This window comes from Perlucidibaca sp., from assembly GCF_057084925.1.
In genome coordinates, this window is record NZ_JBXMRC010000007.1 from 33,292 (window position 1) to 45,409 (window position 12,118).

General features: G+C 56.2%; 14 protein-coding genes. 1 reads left to right on the forward strand and 13 read right to left on the reverse strand.

What is annotated here, in order from left to right:
- Positions 1–34: 34 nt before the first annotated feature.
- The 12 genes from AC14IB_RS01760 to AC14IB_RS01815 form a co-directional block, all read right to left on the reverse strand.
- Positions 35–1,318: a RodZ domain-containing protein gene (locus AC14IB_RS01760; RefSeq protein WP_484230280.1), complete on the reverse strand. Its 1,284-nt coding sequence runs from the start codon at positions 1,316–1,318 to the stop codon at positions 35–37.
- 54 nt (positions 1,319–1,372) lie between these two features.
- Positions 1,373–2,560, reverse strand: coding sequence for a dual-specificity RNA methyltransferase RlmN (gene rlmN, locus AC14IB_RS01765; RefSeq protein WP_484230281.1), 1,188 nt, complete (start codon positions 2,558–2,560; stop codon positions 1,373–1,375).
- A gap of 120 nt (positions 2,561–2,680) precedes the next feature.
- Positions 2,681–3,112, reverse strand: coding sequence for a nucleoside-diphosphate kinase (gene ndk / locus AC14IB_RS01770; protein ID WP_068858244.1), 432 nt, complete (start codon positions 3,110–3,112; stop codon positions 2,681–2,683).
- Positions 3,113–3,488: 376 nt separating this feature from the next.
- Positions 3,489–3,827 carry an ISC system 2Fe-2S type ferredoxin gene (fdx, locus tag AC14IB_RS01775; RefSeq protein ID WP_484230282.1) on the reverse strand — a complete coding sequence of 113 codons (339 nt, stop codon included), beginning with the start codon at positions 3,825–3,827 and terminating at the stop codon, positions 3,489–3,491.
- 1 nt (position 3,828) lies between these two features.
- Positions 3,829–5,712 (reverse strand): Fe-S protein assembly chaperone HscA, encoded by a 1,884-nt coding sequence (gene hscA, locus AC14IB_RS01780; RefSeq protein WP_484230283.1) that lies wholly within the window; start codon positions 5,710–5,712, stop codon positions 3,829–3,831.
- Positions 5,712–6,242, reverse strand: a complete 531-nt coding sequence (gene hscB, locus AC14IB_RS01785) for a Fe-S protein assembly co-chaperone HscB (protein WP_484230284.1) — start codon at positions 6,240–6,242, stop codon at positions 5,712–5,714. The genes hscA and hscB overlap by 1 nt, the downstream gene beginning before the upstream one ends.
- 13 nt (positions 6,243–6,255) lie before the next feature.
- Positions 6,256–6,579 carry an iron-sulfur cluster assembly protein IscA gene (iscA, locus tag AC14IB_RS01790; RefSeq protein ID WP_068858241.1) on the reverse strand — a complete coding sequence of 108 codons (324 nt, stop codon included), beginning with the start codon at positions 6,577–6,579 and terminating at the stop codon, positions 6,256–6,258.
- Between the two features lie 59 nt (positions 6,580–6,638).
- On the reverse strand, positions 6,639–7,022 hold the full coding sequence (gene iscU / locus AC14IB_RS01795; protein WP_484230285.1) for a Fe-S cluster assembly scaffold IscU: 384 nt from the start codon (positions 7,020–7,022) through the stop codon (positions 6,639–6,641).
- Positions 7,023–7,051: 29 nt separating this feature from the next.
- A complete protein-coding gene (locus AC14IB_RS01800) occupies positions 7,052–8,269 on the reverse strand; it encodes an IscS subfamily cysteine desulfurase (protein ID WP_484230286.1) in 1,218 nt (405 codons plus the stop codon).
- A gap of 21 nt (positions 8,270–8,290) precedes the next feature.
- A complete protein-coding gene (gene iscR / locus AC14IB_RS01805; RefSeq protein ID WP_484230287.1) occupies positions 8,291–8,782 on the reverse strand; it encodes a Fe-S cluster assembly transcriptional regulator IscR in 492 nt (163 codons plus the stop codon).
- Between the two features lie 179 nt (positions 8,783–8,961).
- Entirely contained in the window at positions 8,962–9,723 is a 762-nt protein-coding gene (gene cysE / locus AC14IB_RS01810; RefSeq protein ID WP_484230288.1) for a serine O-acetyltransferase, read from the reverse strand.
- A complete protein-coding gene (locus tag AC14IB_RS01815; RefSeq protein ID WP_484230289.1) occupies positions 9,716–10,576 on the reverse strand; it encodes an RNA methyltransferase in 861 nt (286 codons plus the stop codon). Before AC14IB_RS01815 ends, cysE begins: the two co-directional genes overlap by 8 nt.
- A 54-nt stretch (positions 10,577–10,630) precedes the next feature.
- On the opposite strand from AC14IB_RS01815, the gene suhB reads away from it, so the two are divergent.
- Positions 10,631–11,446 (forward strand): inositol-1-monophosphatase, encoded by an 816-nt coding sequence (gene suhB / locus AC14IB_RS01820; protein WP_484230290.1) that lies wholly within the window; start codon positions 10,631–10,633, stop codon positions 11,444–11,446.
- On the opposite strand, the gene AC14IB_RS01825 is transcribed toward suhB, so the two are convergent.
- Positions 11,443–12,102, reverse strand: coding sequence for a hypothetical protein (locus AC14IB_RS01825; RefSeq protein WP_484230291.1), 660 nt, complete (start codon positions 12,100–12,102; stop codon positions 11,443–11,445). The genes suhB and AC14IB_RS01825 overlap by 4 nt on opposite strands.
- Between the last annotated feature and the right edge of the window lie 16 nt (positions 12,103–12,118).

Sequence of the window (12,118 nt, forward strand, 5' to 3'; positions counted from 1 at the left end):
CAACGCATTAACTGGGTGTTACGGACTTAAAAATTTAGGGCTTAGGCACGGGTGCCGGCGCTACCGGTGCAAGACGGAAGCTGGCAATTTCGCCACGCGCATACTGCTTCAGGTTCACACCTCGTCCATTACGGCTCAATGACGTGACGTGAACATTTCCAATGTTGATCGAGAATGGCGCTTGCCCTGTCACCGTCACGGCCTGCCCAGCATTTTTTAAGCCATACACCAGCTCCTGACCGGTGGCATCACGCACACTGATCCAGGACTTACCGGTGAAACTAAAATTCAGACTATCAATGCCGGGAGGCGGCGCTACCGATGCTACCGGCTTAATACCAGTGACCGGAGCAGGCGTTGGCGCTACCAGCTTTTGCGCCGGGACTGCCGTCAAGGCAGGCTTAGTGGCAGGAGCAATCGGCTTGCTAGCAGTTGCTGCTGATCCAGACGTAGGTACTAGCGATGCCTGTACTGGAGCTGCGGTTGTGACTTTTGTCGCCGGCGCCGGCACTGATGTCGGAGCTGCTACCGGCACAGGGGGCGGTGTTGGTGCAGCAGCAGGCGCTGGAACGGCCGTTTGCGGTGTCGGCAATGGCGCAGGGGTCGTTGCTGCAGGCGAAGCTGATGCACCGGGCGCAACTGATGTAGCTGCCGCTGGGTCTGTGGCAGGTTGCTCTGTGGTAACAGCACCGACAAGCTCAGAACCTACAGGCGGCGCTGGACTAATGACCTCGGGAGTCACTGGCGCTTCCGGTGGAACTTGTTGTGCCACATCAGCGTCGATATCAATTACGCCGTGATCAGCTAATGGCTCAACGACGTCACTTTTATTACCCTGCCAAAACAATGTGCCCAGCAATAACAGCAGCAGCAGTGCCAATGAACCTAACGATAAAATCTGAGAGATGCTGATTTGCTGCAACAGCGCCATCAGTTTAGGAATGACACTCGGGGCATCACTCGCTCTTCGCGCATTGACTTCCGAATGACCAAAGCTTGCACGCTGCATCGCAGGGCTGGAGCTTGCTAAGACAGGCGCAACAACGATGCCTTTTGAAGCAGCCAGCGCATCGATCTCAGCAATTAATGTGGCACCATCCAAGTGCACCAGCTGTGCATAGCGACGAGCATAACCCCGTGCGAACGCCAAACCGGGCAGGGCAGCAAAATCATCAGCTTCCAATGCCTGTAAATACTTCACTGACAGGTTGGTTTCTGCGTTCACATCGTTCAATGACAAGCCACAAGCTTCTCGCGCCAGCCGAAGCTGCTGGCCCGGCGTTGAGCTAGTGCTATTGCCATTTGCAGATACACTCATTTCGTCTGACGAGCTCACAGAAACCATCCTCAAAAAATTGCTAAATTCAACGCGTTAAACGCGAATAATCTCATTATTGCGCGTCTGTGCCTGCCAGCGCTCAGCGCGACGCGTTCTGTCTTTAACTTGCCCAACTAACTGACCACAAGCGGCGTCAATATCATCGCCCCGCGTGGCACGGATAGTACAGGTGTAACCGGCACGAATCAGCTGATTCTGAAACTCAATAATCTGTGCACGCGGCGTACTGTCATAGGGCGCATGCGGAAAAGGATTAAACGGAATCAAATTAATCTTGCTGGGCACATCACGCAGCAGCTCAATCAACTGAGCCGCATGCTCTGGCTGATCATTGACACCTGCCAGCATGACGTATTCCATGGTCACGCGACGACGCCCTACTTCACTGCCCTGATGGTGCACCAACCAGCGCTTGCACGCCGCCATGAGCTCACTCAGCGGGTACTTTTTGTTAATGGGAACTAGCTCATTGCGCAGCTCGTCATTGGGCGCATGCAATGACACCGCTAACGACACATCGATGGCCTGCGTGAACTTGTCCATCATGGGCACAACGCCCGAGGTGGATAACGTGACACGACGTTTAGACAAACCGTAAGCATAATCATCCAGCATCAAGCTCATGGCCGGTAAAACCGCATCGAGATTGAGCAGCGGCTCGCCCATGCCCATCATGACCACATTGGTCAACGCGCGCGTCCGGGTTAATTCGCCATCTGCATTACGACCACTGAATTCGCCATCATCGAGGTAGGAGCGATTGGCGATCCAAACTTGGCCAATAATTTCTGCCGGCGTCAGGTCCCGCATAAAGCCCTGCTTGCCCGTCGAGCAGAAACTGCAATCCAAGGCACAACCAACCTGAGACGACACACAGAGGGTTTTACGATCGCCGTCGGGAATGAGCACAGTCTCGACCATGGCATTGGGTGCCACTTCGATAATCCACTTACGCGTGCCATCCGCTGAGAAATGCTTGTGCGTGACTTTGGGCGGACGCACTTCCGCATACTGCTCTAGCTTGACGCGTAGCGACTTCGCCAGATTGGTCATCTCAGAAAACTCTGTGATGCCTTGCTGATGAATCCATTTCATCACCTGACCGGCGCGGAATTTCTTCTCACCCAAGGTGGCGAAATAGGCCTCCATTTGCTCGCGACTGAGCCCGATCAAATTGACCTTGGGCGGAACAGTTACGTCGATAGGGGCAGCGTCAGTCATGTCATTTTTACCACTTTTATCATGCACAAAGGCCGCAGTACTCAGGTATTGCGGCCTTTGCATCAACTCGCCGCTTTCACGGCCGCTCTGCGCCATTACAGCGCAGAGCCCTACGCAACCTTAACGGGTACGTGCACAAACTTCCAGCGAGCTGAAGAAGTAAGCGATTTCACGAGCAGCGGAGGTTGTCGAGTCCGAACCATGAGCAGCGTTCTCATCGATGCTAACAGCGAAGTCAGCACGGATGGTACCTGGCGCTGCATCCTTCGGATTGGTGGCGCCGAGAATGTCACGGTGGGCCAGAACGGCGTTTTCGCCTTCCAAAGCGCTAACCACAACAGGACCGGAAGTCATGAAAGCAACCAGGTCGTTGAAGAAGCCACGACCCGCGTGCTCAGCATAAAAGCCTTCAGCTTCTGCTTTGGACAGGTGCTTCATTTTGGTGGCAACGATCTTAAGACCGGCCGCTTCAAAGCGGCTGAAGATCGCACCAATGGCATTCTTGCCAACGGCGTCGGGCTTGATGATGGAAAGTGTGCGTTCAACGGCCATGGTGGGCTCCAGTGTCACAATTTAGAAAGAGGCGTCGGGCACATGTCATGCCAGAACTTGGGCGCGGATTATACCGGCGTCTGTGGGTAACTGCTAGAGATGGTTTGGGTTCTTTAGCTGGCCCGCTTCCGAGGCAGGACTGAGCTGTTCAAACACGCCGTGAATCCATCCATGGAGGCTCCATGCGCCATCCATGGCGCATGACGGTTTGTACAGCTCAATCCTGCCTCGGGCGCTCAGCGTGAGGTCCCACCCTGCAGTCAGCTACATATCGCCAGTGCGGTGGGCAGAGAACCCTCTCGGAATACGGAAGTTCGGGGACGTATGAGAGAGCTGTCGGCGCTAACGGGTGACACAGGTCGCGCCGGCCGACCTATCAATGCTTCTCCGAAGCATGATTCAACGTATAGCGAGGAATCTCAATCACAAGATCTTCTGCACCCATGACAGCCTGACACGACAACCGCGACTCCGCCTCCAACCCCCAGGCTTTGTCGAGCATGTCTTCTTCCAGCTCATCGAGCTCATTGAGCGAATCAAACCCCTCGCGCACCACCACATGACAAGTCGTGCAGGCGCAGGACTTTTCGCACGCATGCTCAATGGCATAACCCTGACGCAGGGCGGCATCACAAATGGTCTCGCCGATTTCAGCCTCAATCACAGCACCGTTGGGGCAGATCTCGTGGTGCGGCAGCAGAATGATGTTGGGCATATCAGTGTTCCTCGAAATCAGTCAGCGTCTTGCCAGTAAAGGCCTGACGGATGCCGGCGTCCATGCGCCGGGCAGCAAAAGTTTCGCTGGCGTGGTTAAGTGCTTCAGCAGCAGCGGTGATGGCAGCGGCATCGTCGGCAATGGCCAAGGCTTTCAGGCCCTGCACGGCGGCCTGTAACTCAGCCAGCTCGGATGCATTAAGCAATTCACCCTGCTGCGCCAACGCAGCCTCAGTAGCAATCCAGAGGCGCTCGGCTTCGGCACGGGCCTCGGCCAGTGTACGTGCCTGCATATCTTGCACGGCGGCGGCTTGCGACTCGCGCAGCAGGCGCAGAATGTCGTCATCCTGCAAACCCCAAGATGGTTTGACGACAATTTCAGCACGCACGCCGGATGTCGTTTCTTCAGCACTGACGCTGAGCAAGCCGTCCGCATCGACCTGGAATAACACGCGAATCCTTGCCGCACCGGCGACCATCGGCGGGATGCCTTGAAGCTCAAAGCGAGCCAGCGAACGACAGTCGCTGACCATCTCACGCTCGCCTTGCAACACATGCAGGCTCATCGCGGTTTGGCCATCTTTAAAGGTGGTGAATTCCTGCGCACGTGCCACTGGAATGGTGGTGTTGCGCGGCACAATCTTCTCGACCAGGCCGCCGTAGGTTTCAAGACCTAACGATAGCGGGATAACATCAAGCAGCAGCAGGTCGCTGTCGGGCTTATTGCCCGCGAGAATATTGGCCTGCACCGCAGCCCCTACGGCCACAACCTGATCCGGATCAAGATGATCCAGTGCAGGCTTTCCGAAGAACTCAGCGACACGACGGCGCACCAGCGGTACTCGCGTAGAGCCACCTACCAAGACTACTTCGCTCAAATCAGCGGGTTTCAGGCCCGCATCGCGTAGGGCACGGCGACAAGCCTTTAAGGTGTCATCTACGCGGACAGCAATGAGTGATTCGAAGTGATCGCGAGTCAGCGTCGCCTGCCAATCAGCCGGTGCGCCACCGGTACCTGCCGCCAACGACAAGGGCACGGACTCACGCGTGCTAAGCGCTTCTTTCACGCGCCGCGACGTCTGCAGGAGGCGGCGCTGCACTTCGGCATCCGGATTGACAATGCCGGCACCAGCCATGATCCAGCTCGCGATGGCATGATCGAAATCATCGCCACCTAGCGCCGAGTCACCTCCGGTGGCGAGCACTTCGAACACACCTTGATGCAGACGCAAAATCGAGATGTCGAAGGTGCCGCCGCCAAGGTCATAAATGGCGTGGATACCTTCGTGCTGCTGGTCAAGCCCATAGGCGACAGCCGCCGCCGTGGGCTCGTTGAGCAGACGCAGCACCTTTAGACCAGCCAGCGTGGCAGCATCCTTGGTGGCTTGGCGCTGCGCTTCGTCAAAGTAGGCCGGCACAGTAATGACGGCGCCGGTGATGTCGCCACCGAGGGCCGCTTCGGCGCGCTCACGGAGCACCTTGAGAATTTCAGCCGACGCTTCCACGGGGCTTTTTAGGCCCGCGATGGTGTTGAAATAGGGCATGCCGTTGTCGTGCATGACCAACTCGTAGGGGAGCTGGTCGCCGAGCTGATGGGCCGCTTCAAGGCCACGGCCCATGAAACGCTTCACGGAAACCAAGGTATTCAGGGCATCGCTGGCTGCCGATTGGCGTGCCGCCTCCCCCACCACCACCGCGCCATCGGCCAGATAGCGAACCACCGAAGGCAACAAGAAACTGCCGTCCTCTGCCGGCAATACACGCGGCAAGCCGCTTTGCACCGTAGCCACGAGAGAATGCGTGGTGCCAAGGTCTATCCCAATGGCCAGTTTGTGTTGGTGCGGCGCTTGACTCTGGCCAGGTTCGGCGATTTGCAGCAAGGCCATCAGAAATCGTCCAGTTCGTCTTCGAGGCGTTCACGCTGCTCGCGGATTTCCGCCAGTAAGCGTGTCATAAATTGCATTTTTCGCAGGCAGTCTGTGGCTTCAGGCCAATCCTGCGCCACGTAATCGAGAGGAAACTCGCGCAGCAGCGCATCCAGCCAATCTTGGGCTTCTGCCTCAATGGCATCCAGCTCATGGGCGGCAGCGGCTTCTTCCAACGACTCGCGAAGCTCCATCTGAGCCATCAGGAAATCCGTGTCCATAACACTGACGCGCTCCGCATCTCCACCCTGCCCGACTAATTCCAGCAGGTAGCGGGCACGGCGCACGGGATCGCGCAACGTGTCATAAGCGGCATTAAGGTGCGAGGTCATTTGCAGCGCCTGACGCTGTGCTGCGGGATCATCAGCAGGGGCACGGTCTGGGTGATGTTGTTGCTGCAAGGCTCGCCAAACAGGCTGCAAGGCACTGGCATCTAGCTCAAATACCACGGGCAAACCAAAGAGGCTGAAGTAGTCCGTATTCAGGTTCACACCCACACTCCGCTTAAACGGTGAAAGACTCACCGCAACCGCACTCGCCCTTCTGATTCGGGTTGGTGAACTTGAAGCCTTCGTTCAGGCCTTCTTTAACGAAGTCCATTTGGGTGCCATCGAGATAGGCCAAGCTTTTCGGGTCAACAATGACTTTTACCCCAAAAGAATCAAAGACTTGATCAGCCTCTTCTACCGCATCAACAAACTCCAGCACATAGGCTAAGCCTGAGCAGCCGGATGTCTTGATGCCGACACGAATGCCCTCACCTTTGCCCCGACCCTCGAGGCAAGCTTGAACGTGGCGCGCGGCCGATTCTGTCAGGGTAATACCCACTCGTGTCTCCTCAGCTGTGCCAGCGCCTTACGGCATTGGCCCCAGTAAACATATTGCGCTTAGGCGCCGTGCTTCTGACGGTAGTCAGCAATCGCTGCCTTAATGGCATCTTCAGCGAGTACCGAGCAGTGAATTTTCACGGGCGGCAGGGCCAGCTCCTGCGCAATTTGGGTATTCTTGATCGTGGCAGCCTGGTCCAGTGTCTTGCCCTTGACCCACTCGGTCACCAGCGAGCTGGACGCAATGGCTGAACCACAACCATACGTCTTGAAGCGGGCATCTTCGATAATGCCAGCTTCGTTCACTTTGATTTGCAGCTGCATCACGTCGCCACACGCTGGTGCACCCACCATGCCGGTGCCGACGGAGTCATCCAGCTTATCGAGCTTGCCGACATTGCGTGGATTTTCGTAGTGGTCGAGGACCTTATCGCTGTAAGCCATGATATTTCTCCTGGTTGCAGAGGGAGCGCTTAGTGCGCGACCCATTCCACGGAACTGATGTCTACGCCGTCTTTGTACATATCCCACAAAGGAGACAGGTCACGCAGGCGGTTGACGGCTTGGCTGGCGTGGCCAATCACGAAATCGATATCGTCCTCGGTGGTAAAGCGACCGAGGGTGAAGCGAATGGAACTGTGCGCGAGCTCATCGCTGAGGCCCAGTGCACGCAGTACATAGGACGGCTCAAGCGAAGCCGAGGTACAAGCCGAGCCGGACGACACGGCAAGATCTTTCAGCGCCATGATCAGCGACTCGCCCTCAACGAAGTTAAAGCTGACGTTGAGGTTGCCGGCAATGCGCTGAACGGCATCGCCATTCAGAAATACTTGCTCTAGCCCCTGCAGGCCCATCCAGAGCTTGTCGCGCAGTACGCGTAAACGCACCTGCTCGTCATGCATTTCTAGTTTCGCGAGACGGAAGGCTTCACCCATGCCGACCAGCTGGTGTGTGGCCAAGGTGCCCGAACGCATGCCGCGCTCGTGTCCACCACCGTGAATCTGTGCTTCCAGACGTACGCGCGGCTTGCGGCGGACGTAGAGCGCGCCGACACCTTTCGGGCCGTAGGTTTTGTGCGCGCAGAAGCTCATCAAATCGACCTTCATTGTGTCGAGGTCGATATCGATCTTGCCGGTCGACTGCGCCGCATCGACATGGAACAGGATACCGCGCGCACGCGTGATCTCGCCGATGGCCGCGATGTCGGTGATGGTGCCGATCTCGTTGTTCACATGCATCAGCGACACCAGCAGCGTGTCATCACGCAACACGGCTTCGACCGCCGCCGGATGAATCAGGCCTGTGCCCGCTTCCGGGTCAAGATACGTCACTTCAAAACCTTCACGCTCGAGCTGACGGCAGGCATCGAGCACGGCCTTGTGCTCGATCTTCGAGGTCACAATGTGCTTGCCCTTGCTCTTGTAGAAGCCAGCCACGCCCTTGATAGCAAGGTTGTTCGACTCGGTAGCACCGGAGGTCCAGACGATTTCACGCGGATCGGCATTCACCAACGCAGCGACATGACCACGCGCATCCTCAACCGCCTCTTCGGCTTGCCAGCCATAAAAATGCGAACGCGACGCAGGGTTGCCAAAATTACCCTCTACCCGCAGGCAATCCATCATGGCTTCGGCCACACGCGGGTCCACCGGTGTGGTCGCAGAATAGTCGAGATAGATCGGACGCTTCATGAATTACCCCTAACACTCAATTCAGTTAGCTACTGCCAGACTGGCACCAGCTTCAATATCCAGACGACGGCGCGCTTGTGCTTCGCTTTGGCGAATCGACACGGCCTGCACCTGACGCCGCGTCAGCAACTCTTGCAAGCTGATGTTGGCTAGGAAATGATGGATCTGATCACTCAGATCACTCCATAGTTCATGCGTCAGACAAGTTACGCCTTGTTGGCAATCGCCCTGGCCGCCACAGCGGGTGGCATCCACCGACTCATCTACCGCATCAATGATGTCGGCCACATAAATTTCGCCGGCCAGATGCGCGAGTTGATAACCGCCACCAGGGCCACGCACACTACTGACCAAGCCACCCTTACGTAACTTGGCGAACAATTGCTCAAGGTACGACACCGAAATCGATTGGCGATCAGAAATATCGCCCAAGCTGACTGGCCCTTTTTGCGCATGCAGCGCCAAGTCCAGCATTGCTGTCACAGCGTAGCGGCCTTTCGTCGTTAATCGCATGCCACATCCCCACTACTTAACCAAGTATTTCACTAGGGTATTAAAACCAAGTAAAACAGTCAAGTATTAGACCCAGTAGAACGGTCGGGATTGTAGGGAGATCAGCCTCAGATTGCCAGACGCCGCGATCAGTAATTTAGGGGGCAAGCATGACGCCAGAGTCCGCATGCCCCTGCCACTCAATCGGGTTTTACCGTAGCCAACGTAGTGGCCAGCAGGGCGTCCGGTTTTTGATCGCAGACATTAATGCCGGCCTCTTTCAGTGCTTTGCAAAACATATCCATGCGCGCTTCATTGGCCTGCATATGGTCCAAAATATCTCGCATGGCATCCAGCACAGGATCGGGTAAGTCCGGGTTAGCGGCGTAGGCCTGAAAGCCAATTTTTGCCGCATAGTCTCGGCGCGCCTGCTCTTCTGCATCCACTTCGGCACGAATAATGATGCGACCCGGGGTACCCACAACGGTGGCACCAGCCGGGACAGGTTTCACGACGACGGCATTCGAGCCAATACGCGCACCAGCCGAGACGGTAATCGGACCCAGCACCTTGGCACCTGCGCCCACGACCACCCCATTTTCCAGCGTGGGATGGCGCTTACCCCCATCCCATGAGGTTCCGCCCAGTGTGACGCCGTGATATAGCGTCACGTCATCGCCAATTTCAGCTGTTTCACCAATCACCACGCCCATGCCGTGATCGATAAAAAAACGACGGCCAATCTTTGCGCCGGGATGTATTTCAATTCCGGTCCAAAATCGCGATAGGGTCGAAATGAAACGAGCCAGCCCCTTCCAATTCGCATGCCATAGCGCGTGCGACCAGCGATGCGCCATCGCAGCGTGTAAGCCAGGGTAGTTTAGAAAAACTTCAAAGCGTGTCCGCGCAGCTGGGTCACGAGCAAAGACAGAGTCGATATCTTCTCGAATGCGTTCAAACATCGTTTTTCCCCGAAGACTTCGCGGTAAGAATAACGCCGCCACGGCCAACTTTTTCGCCGCTCAAGGCCAATACGCGCTTAAAGAAACCGCGCAACAAATTGTACTCTGGGCGATCCAATCGTGTCCGCCCAAACAGTCGGCGCAGACGCGTCATGATCTGACGGGGATTTTCCGGATCCAAAAAACCCACCGCAATTAGCGTGCGCTCGCAGTGCTCGTAGAACTGCGTCATGTCTTCGCCTTTGACCAACTCTTCATCCCATGGCACTAGCGTGATGGGCATGCCTTGCTGCTCCAGCGGATCGGGCACAGGCTGGGGACGCTGCGAGTACATCCCAGTAAGCTCATCACCCTTATCTTCAGCCAACAAGCAGGCCATTCGGACTTCGTATGCCAATACTTGCACCGCGGCGGCGACATTCAGAACGCCATAGACAGGATTGGTTGGGATAAACACATGGGCGTGGCACAACATGAGTTCATCATTCGTGAGGCCACGGTCTTCACGGCCAAAAATGATTGCCACCTTGGCACCCGCTTGCTCATGCTGCTGAGCCGTCGCGCCTGCGCTTCGCGCATCCAGCTGAGGCAAGCCGATGGTGCGATTGCGCGCGCTGGTGCCCAATACCAGCTGACAGTCTGAAATGGCCTCCTCGAGCGTCGCAACGACCCGCGCATTGGCGAGCACATCTGATGCGCTTGAGGCCAGGGAGCTGGCGTCGGCATGGGGAAATTGTTTCGGTGCCACTAAAACGAGGTCGTAAAGACCCATCGTTTTCATGGCGCGTGCGGCGGCACCGATGTTAGCCGGCAACGAGGTGTTGACGAGGATGATGCGAGTCGAGATGTTCATAGGGCGCGCATGTTACACTATGCGCCTCAACCGTTCTTTATCAGAGTCTGTTCCATGCAACCCATGCTGACCATGGCGCTGCGCGCCGCTAACTTGGCCGCCGACATTATCGCTAAGGCCGCCGATCGCCTCGACCTCGTCGATGTCGAAGCCAAAGGCCTTAACGACTACGTAACACAAGTCGATAAAGCCGCCGAACGCGCCATTATTGAATTTGTCCGCAAAACCTATCCCACGCACGCCATTCAAGCGGAGGAATCGGGCTTTCAGGCCGGCAAGGGTGGCGAACAGGAATGGCTCTGGATCATTGACCCGCTCGATGGCACCACCAATTTCATTCATGGCTTCCCGCAATATGCGGTGTCCATTGCTATTCAGCAAAACGGTGTGACCGAGCACGCGGTGGTATTAGACCCCATGCGCCGCGAAGCGTTTAGCGCCAGTCGTGGCAGCGGTGCTGCCATGAATGGTCGTCGTCTTCGTGTGTCGGAACGTCGTGGTTTAGAAGGCGCGCTCATCGGTACCGGCTTCCCATTCCGTCCTGACCAAATGCATGCGATGGATGGCTATTTAAATATGTTCAAAGCCGTGGCCGGTCAGACAGCAGGTTTACGTCGTGCAGGCTCAGCTGCGCTAGACCTCGCCTATGTTGCTGCGGGTCGCTTGGATGGCTTCTTTGAGTTTGGCTTAGCACCCTGGGATATCGCTGCCGGCGAACTCATCATCCGTGAGGCGGGCGGTCTGGTTTCAGACTTTACTGGCGGTCACGGCTACCTAGAGTCCGGCAATATTGTGGCGGGTAACGCTAAGGTATTTAAAGGCTTGCTGACGACGCTAGCACCGCATTTGCCCGAAGCCTTGAAGCGCTAAAGCCCTTTAAACTGATGTGAAATGCCTATACGCAAATTACTAAAGTCATAGGCATTTTCAATCTGCTTGGGCTGACTCAAGTCAGCCCAACGGGCTTCCAGAAACAGACTGGCATCGCTGAACTGTCGACGTACTCCAAACAGCCCTTCGTAAGCACTGCCCTTGGTCATTTGCATCATGCCCGCACTGGCATACGCCGAATAGCTATCGTTTAGTTTGTATAGGCTGTCTATGCCTACACCCATGCCGAAATTACTGCTGTTGACCAAATTTTGGCTTGGGCTAGACCACTGATAGCGAACCACTTCGGCTCGTGGCGAGAACGAAAAATCACCTGCGCTGGGCAGGTTCCAAGACAAGCCATTGCGCTGCTGACTGAGACTGACCGCATCTCCGTTTTCGCAGCCATCTGCTTGGCAGGCCACACCATCCAATTTTGACTCGCTACTCACCAAGCTCAAGCCGACATTGGGGGCGTTAATTCCCCCTTCAATGGCATCAAAAGCACTGCGCAGTCGCTTTTCTTCAGGGCTAAGGGGCTTCAATGTTGCAGGCAACACAGCGAAGAGGTTTTTTAAGGACAGCCACGGCTGAAGCTCGGCACCGTAAGCACCACCTGCCGAGAGAGAAATTGCCAGTACCAGCTTCTTTTTCATAGCCATCACGTTCACT

What these genes read in the sequence shown, in the direction of transcription:
- AC14IB_RS01760 (WP_484230280.1), bottom strand. Translation starts at nt 1,318, where the DNA reads ATGAGTGTATCTGCAAATGGCAATAGCACTAGCTCAACGCCGGGCCAG.
- rlmN (WP_484230281.1), bottom strand. Translation starts at nt 2,560, where the DNA reads ATGACTGACGCTGCCCCTATCGACGTAACTGTTCCGCCCAAGGTCAAT.
- ndk (WP_068858244.1), bottom strand. Translation starts at nt 3,112, where the DNA reads ATGGCCGTTGAACGCACACTTTCCATCATCAAGCCCGACGCCGTTGGC.
- fdx (WP_484230282.1), bottom strand. Translation starts at nt 3,827, where the DNA reads ATGCCCAACATCATTCTGCTGCCGCACCACGAGATCTGCCCCAACGGT.
- hscA (WP_484230283.1), bottom strand. Translation starts at nt 5,712, where the DNA reads ATGGCCTTGCTGCAAATCGCCGAACCTGGCCAGAGTCAAGCGCCGCAC.
- iscU (WP_484230285.1), bottom strand. Translation starts at nt 7,022, where the DNA reads ATGGCTTACAGCGATAAGGTCCTCGACCACTACGAAAATCCACGCAAT.
- AC14IB_RS01800 (WP_484230286.1), bottom strand. Translation starts at nt 8,269, where the DNA reads ATGAAGCGTCCGATCTATCTCGACTATTCTGCGACCACACCGGTGGAC.
- iscR (WP_484230287.1), bottom strand. Translation starts at nt 8,782, where the DNA reads ATGCGATTAACGACGAAAGGCCGCTACGCTGTGACAGCAATGCTGGAC.
- cysE (WP_484230288.1), bottom strand. Translation starts at nt 9,723, where the DNA reads ATGTTTGAACGCATTCGAGAAGATATCGACTCTGTCTTTGCTCGTGAC.
- AC14IB_RS01815 (WP_484230289.1), bottom strand. Translation starts at nt 10,576, where the DNA reads ATGAACATCTCGACTCGCATCATCCTCGTCAACACCTCGTTGCCGGCT.
- suhB (WP_484230290.1), top strand. Translation starts at nt 10,631, where the DNA reads ATGCAACCCATGCTGACCATGGCGCTGCGCGCCGCTAACTTGGCCGCC.
- AC14IB_RS01825 (WP_484230291.1), bottom strand. Translation starts at nt 12,102, where the DNA reads ATGAAAAAGAAGCTGGTACTGGCAATTTCTCTCTCGGCAGGTGGTGCT.